Annotated in this window: 11 protein-coding genes and 1 pseudogene; 3 read left to right on the forward strand and 9 right to left on the reverse strand. The window is 55.0% G+C overall.

Features of this window, described 5'->3' with window-relative positions; translation table 11 throughout:
- The first annotated feature begins 114 nt into the window (after positions 1-114).
- Entirely contained in the window at positions 115-693 is a 579-nt protein-coding gene (locus SH139x_RS13345) for a hypothetical protein (protein WP_488355694.1), read from the forward strand.
- 776 nt (positions 694-1,469) lie between these two features.
- Here the strand turns inward: SH139x_RS13345 and SH139x_RS13350 are convergent.
- Entirely contained in the window at positions 1,470-2,216 is a 747-nt protein-coding gene (locus SH139x_RS13350) for a hypothetical protein (protein ID WP_488355695.1), read from the reverse strand.
- A gap of 214 nt (positions 2,217-2,430) precedes the next feature.
- Between SH139x_RS13350 and SH139x_RS13355 the strand changes: the two are divergent.
- A pseudogene (locus tag SH139x_RS13355) lies at positions 2,431-4,278 on the forward strand (type I restriction endonuclease subunit R); the annotation flags it as partial.
- A 185-nt stretch (positions 4,279-4,463) separates the two neighbouring features.
- Positions 4,464-5,540, forward strand: coding sequence for an integrase core domain-containing protein (locus SH139x_RS13360; RefSeq protein ID WP_488355696.1), 1,077 nt, complete (start codon positions 4,464-4,466; stop codon positions 5,538-5,540).
- A gap of 285 nt (positions 5,541-5,825) precedes the next feature.
- Here SH139x_RS13360 and SH139x_RS13365 read toward each other — a convergent pair whose 3' ends face one another.
- The 8 genes from SH139x_RS13365 to SH139x_RS13400 form a co-directional block, all read right to left on the reverse strand.
- Complete coding sequence (locus SH139x_RS13365) at positions 5,826-6,803, reverse strand: DUF6807 domain-containing protein (protein ID WP_488355697.1); 978 nt, start codon at positions 6,801-6,803, stop codon at positions 5,826-5,828.
- Between the two features lie 84 nt (positions 6,804-6,887).
- A complete protein-coding gene (locus SH139x_RS13370; protein WP_488356016.1) occupies positions 6,888-8,441 on the reverse strand; it encodes a sulfatase-like hydrolase/transferase in 1,554 nt (517 codons plus the stop codon).
- Positions 8,442-8,520: 79 nt separating this feature from the next.
- Entirely contained in the window at positions 8,521-9,222 is a 702-nt protein-coding gene (locus tag SH139x_RS13375) for a 3-keto-disaccharide hydrolase (protein WP_419187835.1), read from the reverse strand.
- 14 nt (positions 9,223-9,236) lie between these two features.
- Positions 9,237-10,511 (reverse strand): Gfo/Idh/MocA family protein, encoded by a 1,275-nt coding sequence (locus SH139x_RS13380; RefSeq protein WP_488355698.1) that lies wholly within the window; start codon positions 10,509-10,511, stop codon positions 9,237-9,239.
- Positions 10,512-10,559: 48 nt separating this feature from the next.
- On the reverse strand, positions 10,560-12,023 hold the full coding sequence (locus SH139x_RS13385) for a sulfatase (RefSeq protein ID WP_488355699.1): 1,464 nt from the start codon (positions 12,021-12,023) through the stop codon (positions 10,560-10,562).
- Positions 12,024-13,391, reverse strand: a complete 1,368-nt coding sequence (locus tag SH139x_RS13390; RefSeq protein ID WP_488355700.1) for a sulfatase-like hydrolase/transferase — start codon at positions 13,389-13,391, stop codon at positions 12,024-12,026. It abuts the gene before it with no gap.
- Positions 13,391-14,821: a sulfatase family protein gene (locus SH139x_RS13395; protein ID WP_488355701.1), complete on the reverse strand. Its 1,431-nt coding sequence runs from the start codon at positions 14,819-14,821 to the stop codon at positions 13,391-13,393. Before SH139x_RS13395 ends, SH139x_RS13390 begins: the two co-directional genes overlap by 1 nt.
- Before the next feature lie 52 nt (positions 14,822-14,873).
- Positions 14,874-17,156, reverse strand: a complete 2,283-nt coding sequence (locus SH139x_RS13400; protein ID WP_488355702.1) for a polysaccharide lyase family 7 protein — start codon at positions 17,154-17,156, stop codon at positions 14,874-14,876.
- Positions 17,157-17,212: the final 56 nt, after the last annotated feature.

Here is a 17,212-nt window from a genome sequence, read left to right on the forward strand (position 1 = left end):
CCCGTTTCATTTATACTCTGAAGCGATTTCAAATTTTATTGTCAGAAGGTGGTGCGCCCCGCAACCTGCGGCAATGGGCCATACCCCAACGTCATCTGTCCATTGGAGATCTTGATGAAACCTGCTCGCGCAATCGTATTGATGTCCCTGGTATTTGTCTGTGGGATAAGCGGCAGAACCCATGCCAACGAGACATGGGAAGACCATCCTCCATGGCTAGGAACCTGGCACGCTAATCCTGAAGTCGCCCGAATCCTGGGCTTTACACAGGAAGGATCCGTTGAAAGGGAGAAACTGAAGATCAGTTTCTTCGTGTCCCGGGATGCCGCGATCGCGGTGGCCGGAGAGGAAATCATCCAGCGAGTGGAGTCCGCGTTCTCGGACCGGATGGGCGGCAGGCATCAGATCATTGCCGCCGGGCAATGGAAATACGAAGAGAAATTTACGGTCGACTCCATGTGTTTTGTGACCCAGATTCAGGGGGCCAGATTTCTGTGGTTCGGTGACCCAAGCGTCACCTTCAACGGTGCTGAAGTCAGCTTTGTTCGCGGAGTGGATCCGGAGCACGATATGCTCGTACTTGATTCGCACCTGCCCAGCTTCATCAAGAAACGGTTACCTCGCACGAAACAGACGGCAGGACTCGTCAAGGCGGTCGGTTACCAGCGACAAACCCCCGAGGCAGAGAAGTAATCGAGGCTGCCTCTGACAACACTGAGACTCTTGCGAGCCGAGAGACGCTCGCGAACGAGGCTTCATTAACCCGATCGTTGAACGGAACACCTACATGATTGACTGCAAGATGTCCAAGCAATGGCATCCGGTTTTCCTGACCTTGCTGGCTGTCGTGGCACTCTTGGTTCGCGACGCTGAAAGCCCCCAATTTGACTGATGCGCAAAGATCAGGGAGAATTCGAGGAGTGAGCGGATGTGGGGGTAGCACCGACCGCGTAACTGACCCGCTGCACCACTAATCGCCGTGCTAATCGGTAATAATCAAGTTCGCCCAATGGACTAGGCGCTCGTGTTTCCTGCGACTTTCAGCGCCTCGTAGGCTCTTGTTTGCAGCCAATTTTCAGACAGGAGAATTTTCCAATGTACTTGTTCGCTTTGAAAGGCAGATAGAACATGAGTGACGCACGACCAACCGCGACCGAGTGTGCAATCGTCTCCGGAACAGCTTTCAGCTGTTCGTGTGCCGCGTTCGCGCTGTCCGCCATTCTCTTGACTCCGATCATCGGGGGCTTTTTGCAGTCGATAGCTGCGCCGCCGCTCATCCAGCAGGGAACTCTTCTTTTCCTACTGTTCGGACTCCCAATCGTTGCTGCAATCAAGGGAATTGCCATTGGCGCTCAGCTTCTTGGTCAGAGGCCTGAGGGGCATCCCGCGGGTTAGTGGCGGATCGGGACCGCAAGTTCGGCACAACCCGCAATTCTCCGCTACATAGCTCAGATTATCGGACCGTCAGGCTACACCCAATCGCTACAGCCGGCAGAATCCATCAGCTTGGCGAACTGGCGGCGTTGCTTGTCCCAGTTGGGTTCGGCGGCGATGGGGCGGACTTGACGCTCGGTCAGCGGGGCTCGGCCTTCGGTGTAGGGCCGCAGAAAGAGGAGTTTTTCTTGGAGATCCGGGGCGAGGCCGGTGAGATTCAGGATCTGGGTCAAACGGGCGCGGGTGACGTGGCCGGCACGGGCCAGATCGGCTTGCGATTCGAAGCGGCCCGTTGCCAGGAGCCGGTCGAAGTGGATCGCAAGGGCCATCAGTCGCGATAGCCGCGGCAGTCGGCCGGTTTTGGGCCGCTCTCGAACCCGTGATCCATCAAATGGCTCACGGCACATCGCAAGATTGATTTCTGCGAGATAGGCGTAGAGCACCCTCGTGTCATCCTCACCGATGGTGGCAAGAAACTGATCGAACGCCTTAGATATCACCGCATCTTGGTTGCTTTCGTACAGCTTCATCAAGACCTTGAATGCTTCATCGCGTCCTTCCGGAACTGTGATCGAAGGAACATGTTGATGCACTGATTGATGAAGCTGCTCCAATGGTGTCGTTATCCAACCCAATCGGTCAGTTCGCCCGGACTTCCCATATGCAATGACCCGCTCGGCTAGATGTGCCTGAAACGCAGAAGTAAGTTCTTCTCGATGGTTAATTGTGATTGTCGATTGTGCGCGCCAATTCTCATTGCGATGCTCGGCTTCACGAAACACGTCTTGAGCAGAACGGTACAGTAGTTTGTCAGTCGGTGCGGTAACCGTTCACGATTCGGTGCAATGATTTTTGGAGATTGATCTGGACGTGAGCGGTGGTTTTGCGGCCCAATTTGTGGATGAGCAAATCTAAGCCGCGTATCGAACTACCGCCGGAAGCCGAGCCGGCACGTGATTTTATCGAAGCTTTGGTGGCTCGTTACCCCGCCTAAAGGCGGCTATGCGCAGGATCAACAACCATCTCACCGAAGATGCGATCGAGCAAGCAGTTCGCGTGGTTACTCGGCCTCCAGAACCAACCCTGATCCAAAACAACCGCTGGTTTCATCGACTGCTGACCGATGGCATCGACGTTGAGTATCGAACCAAGACCGGCGAGACACGCGGCGACAAGGCTTGGCTGGTCGACTTTGCCAACCCACAGGCCAACGACTTTCTGGTCGTGAATCAATTCACAGTGAAGTGTGGCAACGAGAATCGGCGACCAGACCTTGTCGTGTTCTTGAATGGTTTGCCGATCGCGGTCATCGAATTGAAAGACCCAACCAACGAGCAGGCAGACCTGTGGACGGCATTCCGTCAGTTGCAGGATTACAAGCAGAACATCCCCTCGCTGTTCGTCTACAACGCGCTGCTGGCGATTAGTGACGGCGATTCAACGCGAGTCGGCTCGCTGACGTCAGACTCTGACCGTTTCGCACCGTGGCGAAGCATTGAAGATTACCGCAAACCCGAACGGCATCTACTGGAAACGCTGATCAAAGGATTGTTTCCGGCATCGCGACTCGTGGACTATCTGCTTCACTGCATCATCTTTGAAGAAGACGAACGCACCGGCGACATCATCAAGAAGATCGGGGCGTATCATCAATTTCGTGCCATCCGAAATGCTCGCGATCGCGTTAAGACGGCACTCAAACCGCCGACGGGAACCGGCGATGGTCGCGGCGGCGTGGTGTGGCATACGCAAGGTTCCGGCAAGAGCCTGACGATGCTGATGTTGGCGGGTTCATTAGTCAGCGACGAGCAATTGGCGAACCCGACGATTGTCGTCGTGACGGACCGAAACGATCTCGACGGGCAGTTGTTTGGAACATTTGCAGGGGGGCGAGCCTTGCTTCGACAAGCTCCCGAGCAAGCCGAAAGCCGCGAAGACCTGATCGCCAAGCTCAACCGCGCCTCGGGCGGAATCGTGTTCACGACCATTCAAAAATTTGCCGAACGAGGGAGACCAGTCAGCGAACGTTCCAATATCGTCGTTCTGGCCGATGAAGCGCATCGCAGTCAGTACGGATTCCTCGACGGCGGTGCACGCTGGATGCGTGACGCGATTCCCAATGCCACATTTGTTGGCTTCACGGGAACGCCGATTGAATCGGCCGATGCTAATACCATCGCGGTGTTCGGTGAATACTGCGACGTGTACGACATTCGCCAGGCCATCGATGATCAGGCGACGGTCCCGATCTATTACGAGATGCGGCTTGTCAAATTGCTGCCCGATGACGCTGGCATCGATGCCGCCGAAAAGCTGATCAAAGACGCCGCCGAAGCTGTTAAGAGCGATGAGGACGAAGCAGCCGACATCGCCGTGCCATTAGAAGAACTGATTGGTTCGGAGAACCGATTAAAGCTCGTGGCGAGTGAGATCGTCAGCCACTTCGAGAAACGCCGCGAGGTGATCGAAGGTAAGGGCATGATCGTGTGCATGAGCCGCAAGATCTGCATGGACTTGTACGATCAAATCATCGCTCTTCGACCCGACTGGCATTCCGAAGATGATGATAAGGGATTTATCAAAGTCGTCATGACCGACGGCTTGCCACCGCAGCGAAAGAACGAGAAAAACCTCCCTGTACACAACCAATCCGGAGAGAGTCAGTGGATTTTGCAGGCTCTTTCTGCTTTAGGCGGCTGTTTTGACGCGATTCCCGTCTCTTTCGATTGGTCCAGCGACGAATCAAATGCGAAAGCTGTTGGTTGCTTCGCTGTTAACCAAAGCTGCTTGTTCTCGCAGTTCTGCGAGTGGTTAACAGGGGGAGAGAATGTGCCCGCAAATTAGCTCCACCAGTGGTAGTCTGTGCCGGTTACTTTGATCGAAGCAGCGACAATCTGACTGGCCCGACTCGGTTCAAGCCTACGGCCATTGCGGCGGACGAATCGTTCCGTAGGCTCGTCGTTTCAGCGGGGTAAAAAAATGATGCCACCCCGATTATTTCAGGAATTGCAAGGAACTCGGCAGCACGAATGGCCGCGATTGTTCACCCGCTTTTGACACTGCTCGCGTCGCTAACTCGGCAGGAACTAGCCCAGCAAGTGACGTATTTGAGAGCGGAAAATGCAATCCTTCGGAGTAAGTTACCCGATCGGATCACGCTGAACAATCAGGAACGCCGCAGATTGGTTCGCCACGGCAAAAAGCTTGGCCCGCGGATCAAAGAGCTCATCTCGATTGTCAGCTACTCGACCTTCCGCCGCTGGATTCGAACAATGGAGGACGGCCCAACAAAACGGCCAAAGTCGAAGAGCGAGAGCAAGCCTGGCCGTCCAAGGACTGAGGAGAGCATCGCCGATACGATCATCCGAATTCGGAAGGAGACTGGCTGGGGTTACACTAAGATCGTTCAAGCGATGCGCCGGCTGGGTCATCGGATCTCACGCCAAACGGTCAAGAACATTCTGGTTGAAGCGGGGCTTGGTCCCGATCCCAGCGATCATCCCGATACTTGGTCTGATTTCCTGAAGCGGCATGCTGCCACGATGTGGCAGTGCGACTTCGCATCGAAGCGAAAGTGGACAATCAAGGGCATGGTCGATCTCTACTTCCTCGTCTTCATCCATGTTGAGACGCGGCGCATTTGGATATCGCCATGCACAGCCAATCCGACTGGTGAATGGACGACGCAGCAAGCGCGCAACTTCGACATGTTCCTTCAAGACGAGGGACTGCCGTGTGAGATACTGCAGCGAGACCAAGACTCAAAGTACGTCGACTCGTTTGACGAAGTCTTTCGTTCATCTGGCTGTGATATTAAGAAGACGCCAGCTCGATCGCCGAATTTGCAAGCGTTTGTCGAGCGAGTCATTCAAACGCTCAAGCACGAAGTGCTGAACGCGTTCTGCGTGGTCAGCGAGCAGCACATGGACTACATCCTTCGTGTGTCAGAAGACTGGTACAATCACCGACGTGGACATTCGAATCGAGATCATCTGCCACCAGTTCGCGACAATGACGCGCTGCCGACGGTTGATTTGAAGTCGAACCGCATCGTTTGCCACATTGAACTCGGCGGACATCTCAAGTCTTACCGTGCCGCTGCGTAACTATCGAATCTTATCGCCCGTTAAACGGCCTTATGCTTAGAGCTGCGTGCTCTAAACTCTCAACTTGGCGATCATGCCCAGATCGATAGCGAAATCCTAACGATTTGCAATGCCAAGCCTTACGCCGACTGGAACCCGCGATGCACCGAAAATCAAGACGTGTCAAAATGGTGACATTCTTGTACCGCGCGAGTTGGCTCAGCAAGTGACAACTCAAAACGGAAAGTGCAAGAACGAGCATGCCCAGCGTCCGATAGCCCAGCAAACACAATAAGATTGCACCAATTATTGTTCCAATCTCGCGTACTCGTTCCAGTGTTTCTGGATCATGTTCGCTTCGGTTGCGTTCGATGTCACTAGGTAGCGGTAGCGGGAAACGTATTGCTTTCCTGGCTCGATTTTGAATGCACCCTCAACCATCGGAGCAAAGCAGAAATAAGGTTTGTTTGGATGGATCCGTACGGGCTGTGGCGCTCGGAAGTTCTTCGGACTGCAAAACACAGCAGCGGATACGTCCTGGTCATCGATCTTGCCGGAGAATGCGACCCAGTTGGGGCGAGTGTGATTGCCTTCCCAGCGATCGTAGCCTTCACTCGTTAGAAACTTCAGCTCGCCCGGATCGATGCTGTGATCTTCCTTTTCCTTCAGCCACTGATAGTTACCGCGAATGGCCATGCCGCCGTAGTGATACTCCGCCAAGCCCAGCGGTTTGTCGGACGCACATTGCTGAACGCTGACGATGTCGAAAAGAAAATGATCCGCCGGCGTCTGGTGAACGGTGACGGTCCAAGTCTCGTGGAGTGCATCGATCCACTTGTCACCGTCCTTTACCATGAACGCGTGCTTGACGGTGAAGGCGACCTTTCGCTCCTCTCGACGCAGATTCACCACTTCGCGAAATTCGATTCTGCCAAGATCCTTTGCCTGATTCCAAAAGTCTACCTTCTGACCGTTAAACTTGCTCTTCACCCAAGCGAAAAACAGAGCGTGTTGATGCGCATGATCTGCCGGATAATCGCCAGTGAGTTCCTGACCCGTCGGCGTGTAGACCGGATGAATGTAGCCGCTACGCTTAAAGTACTCCGGAGTCTCTTCCGGAACTGGCTGCGCTTTCTTGATGTACTGGAGAACTGGTTTTCCGCGCAGCATGACGCGGATCGTATCATCCGTCTCGGTCAGCTTTAGGTCATCGCCAGCGGTTGCCTGCGTGGTAACACTGAATGAAGACAGCAGAAAGAACAGAGCGATTGATGTTTGCTTCATTGTGGTACGGCTTTCATTGTTGTCAAAACTTCAAAGGCTTCTTCTTTTTGGGTCCCGAACAGGCGGGAAATTGCGCACGTGTGGCTACCGTTCATCTTCTTCCAGTGGCCGACTTCCTTTGAAGGCTCCCCAGTTTTTTCGCTTTCGGTAGTCTTTGTCCTGCTCATAAACCTTCAGGTCAGCACCAGGGTTCAGCTTGGGGATTCTGGCTCCGACCTTTTCAAAGTAGGTCATCATATCAGTGTAGAGCTTCTGGTGTTTGTCCGGATGCCGCGCGGCGATATTGGTCACCTCGCCCATGTCGGTGGACAAGTCAAACAGCATCGGAATTTCAGGGCGATCGTAGAAATGAAGCACTTTGAGATCGCCGGACACGACGGCGGAGTGCGGCATGCTCGATCGGTAGTGCGGGTAGTGGAAATAGAGATTCCGCTTGAGGAAGGCTTCTGTCGGCGACTGCCCTTCCATGTAGGAAGCGAGACTTACGCCGTCGATGTTCTTCAGTGCGGTCGGATCGCCGCCGGCCCAGTCGACGAATGTCGGCAGGAAGTCGTAGTTGACGACATTGCCCGTGAAGACAGAACCTGCCTTGATGCCGGGACCTCGGACGATCATCGGGACGCGGATGCCACCCTGCCAGACCCACCACTTGGCGGAATGGTGTGGCTGAGTCTGCCCCTCCGTCAACTGAAGTTCGTTGTGTCGGTACCCATTGTCCGACACCAGTACGACATACGTGTTGTCCTCGATCCCCAGTTCGCTGATGCGCTGGAGCACGGCTCCGATGCGTCCGTCGAGATCGTCGCCCATGCCCAGCCAGATCGCTGGATCTTCCTTGCGTTTTACGGTTTCGGCTGTCTTCCCGATCTTCTGGTAGTAAGCCTGCACGAGAGGGTGTCGCGTGTATTTCTCGCGTGTTGCCGGCAGACACTCACGACCTTCGTGCATCGCATAGTGGGAGATCTGCAGATAGAACGGCTGGCCGGCTTGTGCCTGCTCGGTCATGAAACCGAGCGCTTTCTCAGTGACGCTGAACATCAGCTTGGGATCGGTCAGGTCGTCGGGCAGGCGTTGGTTTGCGCCAGCGGGCAGCGTATTGCCTGGCTTGTTGCTGGTGTCACCGTCGTGCAGCACGTAGCTTTCGTCCGCCGGATCACCTCGCATGTGCCACTTACCAATGTGCGCACTGACATAACCCAGCGGCTTCAACGCTTCCGGGATCGTCACCGCGTCTGCGTCGATCGTCATGTCCGAGATACAGGGAACGACGGGGAAATTGGGATACCCCTTTTCGTCAAAGTAGTCCTGTCCGCGGTCATTCATGAACACGGTGAAGCCGTTCCGCGGGGAGGATTGTCCGGTCTGCACGCAGACTCGCGACGGAGAACACTGCGGCGAAGCATACGCGCCGGTGAACTTCATACCCTCACGAGCCAGCCGCTCGACATTCGGCATCTGCAAGATCGGCATACGCGAGTTTTCCATACCGTCGCGCATCGGAATTGGCGTACCGTTCCACGCCCAATCGTCGATGAAAAGGAGCACGATGTTTGGCTTCTCTGCGGCAACACAGTTGCCGGCCAACAACCATCCAACGCATAAGAGCAAAACTGCTGGGGTGATTCTGGTACTACTCATTGCGGCTTCCTGACTGGTGCTGTGTGCAAGGCTATTTTCATGGTTGGTGATATTCACTCGTTTGGATTGTCGCTCGCGATTATTTCTTCTCGATCCGACGGACGCGAATCGACCGAAACGAAACGTGGCGTGCTGTCTCCGGTGACTTCTTGACACCGTGTACCTGCAGTGCGATCACACCCGAGGGATACTTCGCGTAGGCTTCGGAATCAGTGACATCCCCCACCTGTTTGCCATTGATCCATGTTTGAATTCGCGGCCCTTTGGCCAAGACTCGAAGTGTGTTCCAGTGGCCGTTCACCATCGCTTCATTGCGAATCAGTTCTTCTTTCGGCGTTATCCATGCGCCGTTTCCCTGGTCGAAAATGTAGCCACTGCGCCCGGGAGATTTTCCAATATCCACCTGTGGTCCGTGCATGGATGCACGAACTTTTCCGTTATCGCCCGTTCGCGTCAGTTGAGTCCGAATTTGAATGCCTGAATTAAGGTCCGTGTCGTGGAGTTTGACTTCCAATTCGAGTTCAAAGTCGCCGTACGATTCAACGGTGTGCAAGAACTGAGTCTGGCTGGAGCTGGTGCCAACAATGACTCCGTCGGACAACGCGAATTGTGTGTTGTCACGTGATGGTTTCCAACCTTCGAGGCTCTTGCCATCGAACAAGGTCACCCAATCACCAGCGAACGCGGAGCCACTGCAGAACGAGCTCACAAGAAGTACGAGGATGGAGATATGGCGTTGCGTCGTTGAACGAACAGAGCGCCCCAGTAAATCTGCAGTCATTTGAATTCCTGTTGTTAAACACTAGGGAGAGAAAATTCAGGACGTCGTTCCTTGGTCAATATTGCATTGGCTGCCTTATCGCCGATGATCTGCTCGTTGTCCGCGTCCCAATTGATCGTGCGACCGGTAATCCGACAGATATTGATCAGGTGCGCGACGCTGCTAATCAGATGGCCGACTTCCACCGGTGCATTGGGCTGTTCACGGGTTTCGATGCAGTCCAGCCAGTTTGCGACGTGCGATTCCGTTTGTGACCCGGTGAATGGAGCGAGTAAGTCCTTCGGATTGCACGCAAAGCGTCCTCGATTGATTTCGAGTTTGCCCTGCTGGCCGATGAATATGCCGCCGAACGCGGGACCATCCGTACTTTCCAGCCGAATGACAGTGCCGTCGGGATAGTACAGTCGAACCCCACGATCCCAGTAACTCTTCGCTTCGGTGGTGGGTTCGATCCGCGTTGGCGCGACGTTCTCCCACCCCATGGCAAGGTGAACCATGTCCAGTGCGTGCGAACCACGATCGCAAATGGGGCCGCCTGTGAATGCGTCGTAACTCCGCCACCTACGATGAAGTCGTTCGTGATAGTCAAGCAGCTTCGCTTGGTCACAAAAAAGATTCCAATCCATGCCTTCGGGAATGGATTGCTGCTCGAGACCCGTCGCAGGTTGAGAGCCCGAGTAATTTTTGACGAGGATCGTATTGACGTTTCCGAGTCCACCTTCGCGGACGAATTTGCAGGCATACTGATTGATCGGTGTGCTGCGTTGTTGCGTACCAACCTGCAGCACACGTTTGTGTTTTCGCACTGCTTCGACCAGGGCGCGGCCTTCCGGAATACTGAAGCTGAGTGGCTTTTCCGCGTAGATATCCAGACCTCTGGCACAAGCGATGATTGCCGCACGTACGCGCACGTGATCGGGCGTCGCGATCATCACCGCGTCGAGCTCTTCAGAATCGAACATCTGCTCGTAGTTCTGATACCGCTTCCACGAATCACCGGCCCGTGGATCGTTTTTGTTGTCAGCCGCAAGGGCATCGATCTGCGGCAGGTAGCAATCGCAGACGGCAACCAATTTGGCTCGATGGGATTCGCGACCCAAGGCACGCGTCAGCCATTTGGCTCGCCCTCCTGCGCCAATTAGTCCGACACGTAACTTGTCGCTGCCGGATGTTGACGGTGCGGCATAGATCATTGATGGCACCAGACCGGACGCAGCCAGCGTGGTGGTCGCGCCGATCGATTTCAACGCCGTTCGACGTGAAGGGTGACTATGGGGTGAAGGGTTCATGCTTGATCCTGTTTGTTCAGCTTGTTTTCATGATGTGAAAGGACTGGATTATTTCGCCTTCGCTCTTCGAGACTCCCTGCGCTTCTTGGTCAGGGCGGAGGGAAGGGGGTGGGCAGCCTCGGCGAAACTAGGGACCAGGCCGCGAAGTTTCTTGATGGTGGCGGCGTAGTCCGGGTTGTCGATCTGGTTGGTCCATTCGTGAGGATCCTTGGTCGTGTCGTAGAATTCCTCTTCTTTCGCCCCGTAGCGGGAGTAGCGTCCGAGTTCATTGCGGATGCTGATGTAGGCCAGGTCCGTTTTGCTTTTGTCGCATAGACCGGTGATGGCGGTGCTTTCCCACGGGGCCTTTGGGGCCTTGAGCAGCGGAACTAACGAGCGTCCATCGATGTACGCGGGCGGCGTGAGGCCGCAGAGCTCCGCAAGAGTCGGATAGATGTCCATCAGGGAAACGAACCGTTCAGACAGACCCCCGGCTTCGGTGACTCCCGGCGCGCGAAACATCAATAAGACGTGCGTTCCCTCCTCCCAAAGAGTTGTCTTTTGCCAGTGATGTTTTTCACCGAGGTGAAACCCGTGATCGGTGAGAAAGACCACAATGGTGTTGTCCTTATAGGGGCTCCCTTCGAGGGCATCGAGGACACGTCCGATCTGCGTGTCGACATAAGTGGTCGTCGCGAGGTAAGCCTGCACGGCCTCTTTGTGTTTGCCGGACTCGATCACCTTGTCGGCGAAGCTCCCAATCCCATCGCTCACCGCTTTGGCCAGCGGAGGAAGGTCATCCAGGTCATCCTCCTTGAGTTCGGGAAGGACAATCTGGTCCAGGGGGTACATGTCGAAATACTTTTGCGGGACATACCAGGGCATGTGGGGATTGAAGGAGCCGTAGGCCAGGAAGAATGGCTTGTCGTGTTGTTTCTCCAAGACCGCGATGGCCTTGTTGGCCCCGCCGGTGTCATTCATTTGCTCTTCAGTGAGATGGATTGTTCCCCAATCCTGTTCACCGCCACTGAGTCCTGCCAGAGGCGCGCCGGGAGGAGCCGGGTCCCTTTTGTGGCCAACCTTAGCGTCCCAGTTTTCTTTCTGGTCCCAGCCGTGGGTGATCTTGCCGTAGCCGAAGGTGCCGTAGCCGTTCTTCTTGAACAACCCGGCCAGTGACAGCACGGCATCCTGGTTCATTACCTCACTTGTGCTGATAGTCTGCGCGTTGTTGTAGATCCCCGATTTCCAGGGTGCTACGCCAGAAAAGAACGCGGTGCGAGAAGGCGAACAAACCGGCGCTGCGGTGTAGGCTCGCGTGAAGTTAACACCACTGGCGGCAAACTTTCGCAGATTGGGGGCAACGACTTTGCCCGCGTAGCGATCGGCATCATCCAGCAGCCAACTGTTCAAATCATCGGCAACCAGAAACAGCACGTTCATCGGCTTGTCCGGCTCAGCCGCATCGCAGGCCGAATGTGTGGAAAGCGACATGTTCGCGCTGGCGAAGATTGATAATACGAGCGTGAAACGCATTTAATGTTTAATCCTTTTCTTGACGTTGTTCTTTGTTTCGGGAACTGGTGCACCCGGGAGTCTGCCGATCGGTCGGCTGTTGGCTTCCAGTTCCCTGACCGCTGCGTCCATCCGACGACGCAGGTCTGCGACGATTTCGGGATGGTCGGCTGAGACGTCTCGCGTCTCACCTGGATCGTCCTGCAGGTTGAATAGTGATCCTGCCGGAGCTGATGGTCGCTTTCCCTCGCGTCCACTTTTGCCTCCTGGCTTCAATTCTCGAACAAGCAGCTTCCACTTACCGTGACGAATCACCGAGCCGGGGACGATGAATGATTCGTGAATCGGCTTCTCAACCTGTTCACCCCTCAGGTAAGGCAGAATGTTTCGGCCGTCGATCACACGGTCGCCCGGCGCGGCGACGCCAGCGATCGCACAGAACGTCGGCAGCAGGTCGATGATCCCCGTGATCTGACGGTTCGTCGAACCTGGCGCGATCGTACCCGGCCAGCGCATAATGCACGGGACACGAATGCCACCCTCGAAATCGGTCCACTTGCCGTCGCGAAGCGGGCCAGCATCGCCGCCGTCGATCCCGAGCACTGGGCCGTTGTCCGACGCGAAGATGAACAAGGTGTTCTCAGCAATACCCTGCTCGTCGAGAACTTTCATCAGTTCACCGACCTGCCAGTCGATTTCGCGAATCACGTCACCGTAGGTGCCTCGCCGCGACGTACCTCTGAAACGCTCATTGGGAATCCACGGCGTGTGCGGTAGCGGCGATGCGCAGTAGAGAAAGAACGGGTGTTCTTTGTTTTGCTTGATGAAGCCAACCGCGGCGTCGAGCAGTTTCGGCGAATGCTGTCCGTCGGTCTTTCGCTTGATCGACTCAATCCGCTCGAGGTTACGATAAATGCCCGTGCCCTGATCGAGATCGATCATGAAGCCGTAGAAGAAATCGAATCCGTGCCGAGTCGGGTTAAATGCGTCCCATTCACCAAGATGCCACTTGCCGACGATCCCCGTGGTGTAGCCGGCTGTTTTCAGAAGCTCGGGCGTCGTGACTTCATCGGAGTGAATTCCGATGCGGTCTCTGTTGTAGATGACTTTGGTGCAACCAGCACGATGCGCGTGCGAACCCGTCATGAACGCCAGACGAGTCGGCGAACACCGCTGATGCACATAGAAGTCCGTGAACATCATGCCTTGCTGACACAGCCGATCGATGTTCGGCGTTTCAAGCGAATCGGAGCCGTAGCAGCCCAGGTCACCGTAACCCTGATCGTCGGTCAGAAAGACAACGATGTTCGGCTTATCAGCAGCTTCGACAAGCCCCGGGAATGCCAGAACAACGGAGCAAATCACGTGTTTGGAAATGCCAATATTCATTATTCGCTCGCTACTCCCGCCGGACGTAAGTTCTTTCTGAGATCTGTCTCGAAGGTTGAAAGCTGGCGTTTCAAACGCTGCGCGATCTCGGGATGCACATCAATCAGGTTTGTCTGCTCACCGATGTCGTCGCGCAGGTTGTAAAGCGTCTCGACGTTGACCTTCTTTGACTTGCTGTCGCCAGTGGGCTGTCGCTTGGATTTCTTTTCCTTGGGCGGTTTGTCGGTCGCGATTCGGTACTTCCAGTCGCCGACACGGATTCCCTGTACGCCTCGGCCTCGCAGGGAGTAGATGGCTTCGTGGGGTGACTTCGCGTCAGGCTTGGCGGCGAGCAGCGGCCAAATGTCTTTTCCATCGATCACTCGGTCGTTTGGAACGTCGCCGCCCGCGAGTCTGGTCAGCGTCGGCAGCAGGTCCATGCCGGTGATGGGTTCATCGGATTCAGTGCCTGCGGGAATTGCCTCCGGCCAGCGAGCGACGAACGGGACTCGGACGCCTCCTTCGAGTGTGGAACCTTTGCCGCCTTTCAACGGACCGGCGCTGCCGCCTTTGCCCGTGTTGGGGCCGTTATCCGATGTGAAGATGACCAGCGTGTCTTTGTCGAGTCCCAGTTCTTTCAGAGAATTCAGAATCTCGCCAGTGCTCCAGTCGAGTTCCTGAATCGTGTCGCCGTAGATGCCTCGCTTGCTACTACCCACAAACTGTTCGGAAGCATGCAGCGGGATGTGCGGCATGTTGTGCGCCAGGTACACAAAGAATGGTCTATCTTTGTTCTCGGTGATGAAGCGAATGGTCTCCCGCGTGTACCGCTGAGTAAACTGCGTCTGGTCTGCGGGAACTTCGATGACGATGTTGTCTTCGATCAGCGGACATGCAGCGGTTTCTCGCTTAAGTATCCCATCACACGAATAGCCTTCACGATATTTGCAGTCCAACGCATACGTCTTGGTATTTGGATAGTAGAACTGGTTGTTGGAGGCGGGGGTTCCATACCAATAATCAAATCCGTGCTTTAGCGGCTGAAACATGTCTTGGTTGCCGAGATGCCACTTGCCAATGATGGCCGTCGCATAGCCCTGATCCTTCAGCAACTCCGGAAGCGTGATCTCGTCAGGATTCAATCCGTGGTTGTTCCGAGGAAACATGACACCACCGATGCCAACGCGAGTCGAATGGCTCCCAGTCATCAGCGCCGCGCGTGTCGGAGAACAAACGGGTGAAACATAAAAGCTGTTAAACTTCGCTCCCTCAGCCGCCATGCGATCAATACTTGGCGTGGCGATATCGTCGGCCCCATAGCACGAAAGATCACCATAGCCGAGATCATCAGCGAGAATCACGATGACATTGGGTTTCTGCGATTCGGATTGAGCATGCGAATGCGCGGCCGCCAAGCAAAGTACGGCAACTGCTGAAAGAATTCGATTCATTTGTCTTATTGTTCTGTACCAATTGTGTTCGCGTTGACTCATCGCTTCCGGTTCAGTCGTCTGAATGTGTCACAACTAAGCGGGAAAACGAAACCCGAGCACCTTCGCTCACTTCTCCTGCGTTGTCCTGAGGGTAGGCGCCGGCTTTGAAGTAGAAAGTCTGGTCTGCCCAGGCCCTGTCGTTTTCCAAAACGTTCTCTTCCTGTGTTGTGCCATTGACGGTGATGGCAAGCACACCGCCTTGAAGCCTGATTGTCCAATCGATGTCGCTGCCTCGCTCAACATCAGGAAACGTGAGCTTTTTGTCTTTACCATTGGTCGGGCTTTCCTTCACCAGAGCTTCGATGCGGCCTTTGTAGTACTGAAGCTTGACGAGTGGTTTTGACTTGCCCGTGTAGCTGTGGATTTGGCCGATGACCACCTTGGGATCGCTGGGAATCTCAAGCACCCGACAGCGCGCGGTCATTTCGTGCGAACCTGTGAACGACCAGTTATTGCGCGGGTTACCTGGCTGGAGCATTTCACGCAGCTCGCTTCTGGGAAACTGCGTGCCTTCTGTCGTTGCCCCAACGACGGGGCACCAAAAGACCATCGCTCCGCTTGAATCCGTGTAGAAGTGGGGGTCTTTAAAACTATCGCTGAGTGCTGCTGCGGAAATCTCCTTCGGATGTCCACCGTAAGTGTTGTCTGCACTGGTCGGCAAAGTCAGTTTCCAATGGCTCAGATCGAATCGGCTGCCGGGATGCGGCCCTGTCACGTTCGTGGTCGGCGCTTCGATGACTGGTCGATTTGCCTCGGTCGTGGCTGCGTCCTCGTCTGTTTTGTTTGCCACCTTTTTCATGGCCTTTTCCTTTTCTTTGGCCGCCTTCTTTGCAGCTTGCTTCTCTTCGCGGATTCGCGCACGTTCGATTTCACGCGGCGTCATGTTCTTGTTCTGGGCGGCAACATCGGCTGGCTTCTGGATCCCATCCTTGCGTTTGGGACCGCCTTTGATTGGATTCGCCATTTTTTTAAGCCATTGGTCAAACGCGAGGCTCAGTTCTTTCACCTTCTCAGGATTGCTGTCAGCCAGGTTCTCTCGCTCCGAAGGATCTTTCGCGAGATTGACGAGTTCCAGACGGCTCTTGATCCAGTGCAGTTTCCAGTCGCCTCGGCGGACGGCCCATTCGTTGTCCGGTCCGATGCCCCAGAACAGCGTGTCGTGGTGCAGTGTCGATTCGCCGGTCAACAGCGGCAGAATGCTCTTTCCCGCGAAGTCGTGTGTGACCGGCCTCGACCCAACCGCATCGAGGGCCGTGGGAAGAATGTCGAAGGAAATGATCGGTGTATCCACCGTTCGACCACCACTGAACCTGTCGGGCCACGAGACGATAAAAGGAGTGCGAATCCCGCCTTCATCGAGTGTTTGCTTGAAACCACGCAGCGGCGTGTTGTCAGCGCTCATTGATTTTGATCCGCCGTTGTCGGTCAGGAAGAACAGGAGCGTGTTGTCAAAGATGCCCTCGCGTTTCAATTTGGCGACCACTTCGCCGACACCGTCGTCAAGATGCTTGAGCATGGCCATTAGGACGGCGCGTTCCTTGCTAAGCTGCGGGAACTTTGACTGAAAGGCCTTGATGTCTTCCTCCGGTGCTTCGGCGGGAGCGTGCACGGCGTTGTAGGCGAGGTACAGGAAGAACGGTTTCTCCTTATTCCGGTCGATGAACGCGACCGCCTCTTCCGTCAACCGAGTTGTCATGTAGCCTTCATCATTGATCCGCTCTTTGTTGCGGTAGATCGGTCCCATGAACTTACCGTCGACATCGCTCCTCAGATTGAAGTAACTGTGACCGCCCCGGCCCATGAACTTGTAACATTCATCAAAGCCTCGATTCAACGCGTGCCATTTCAATTCGGGATAGTCATCATCAACCCCCAGATGCCACTTGCCGATCGCCGACGAGACGTAATCATCGGGCAAGTATCCAGGGAAGATCTTTTTCTTCGGATCGAATCCAGCCCCACCGTCTGAAGCTGTATAAACACCAACACTCTGCGAGTAGCCGCCGATCATGATTCCGGCTCGAGTCGGCGAGCAAACAGGGCCGCCTGTATAGCCTTGGGAAAAGACGACACCGTCTTGCGCCAAAGCATCCATATTCGGTGTGGAAACTTCCGCTGCGTGATGCGGATTCAGGCTGATGTCCGCGTATCCCTGATCGTCAGTCAGGATGACGACAATGTTGGGACGTTCGGCAGCCGTTGATTTCGCATGACTCAATGTGAATGCGAAGGCGAACAGTAAGAAGCAGCAAGTGTATCTCATGATTGGTTTTCGATGGTTTTGAAAATTCATCGGTAGTGGACGAGGTTACGAGTCCTCGCCATGGCTCTTCGCGAAAGGGACTCGTG

It is taken from the genome of Kothea flammea, assembly GCF_052161645.1.
Lineage (GTDB): Bacteria > Planctomycetota > Planctomycetia > Pirellulales > Pirellulaceae > Laterigemmans.

Coding starts and splice junctions, on each gene's coding strand:
- SH139x_RS13375 (WP_419187835.1), bottom strand. CDS start 9,222: ATGACTGCAGATTTACTGGGGCGCTCTGTTCGTTCAACGACGCAACGC.
- SH139x_RS13365 (WP_488355697.1), bottom strand. CDS start 6,803: ATGAAGCAAACATCAATCGCTCTGTTCTTTCTGCTGTCTTCATTCAGT.
- SH139x_RS13370 (WP_488356016.1), bottom strand. CDS start 8,441: ATGAGTAGTACCAGAATCACCCCAGCAGTTTTGCTCTTATGCGTTGGA.
- SH139x_RS13360 (WP_488355696.1), top strand. CDS start 4,464: ATGGCCGCGATTGTTCACCCGCTTTTGACACTGCTCGCGTCGCTAACT.
- SH139x_RS13345 (WP_488355694.1), top strand. CDS start 115: ATGAAACCTGCTCGCGCAATCGTATTGATGTCCCTGGTATTTGTCTGT.
- SH139x_RS13400 (WP_488355702.1), bottom strand. CDS start 17,156: ATGAATTTTCAAAACCATCGAAAACCAATCATGAGATACACTTGCTGC.
- SH139x_RS13385 (WP_488355699.1), bottom strand. CDS start 12,023: ATGCGTTTCACGCTCGTATTATCAATCTTCGCCAGCGCGAACATGTCG.
- SH139x_RS13390 (WP_488355700.1), bottom strand. CDS start 13,391: ATGAATATTGGCATTTCCAAACACGTGATTTGCTCCGTTGTTCTGGCA.
- SH139x_RS13380 (WP_488355698.1), bottom strand. CDS start 10,511: ATGAACCCTTCACCCCATAGTCACCCTTCACGTCGAACGGCGTTGAAA.
- SH139x_RS13395 (WP_488355701.1), bottom strand. CDS start 14,821: ATGAATCGAATTCTTTCAGCAGTTGCCGTACTTTGCTTGGCGGCCGCG.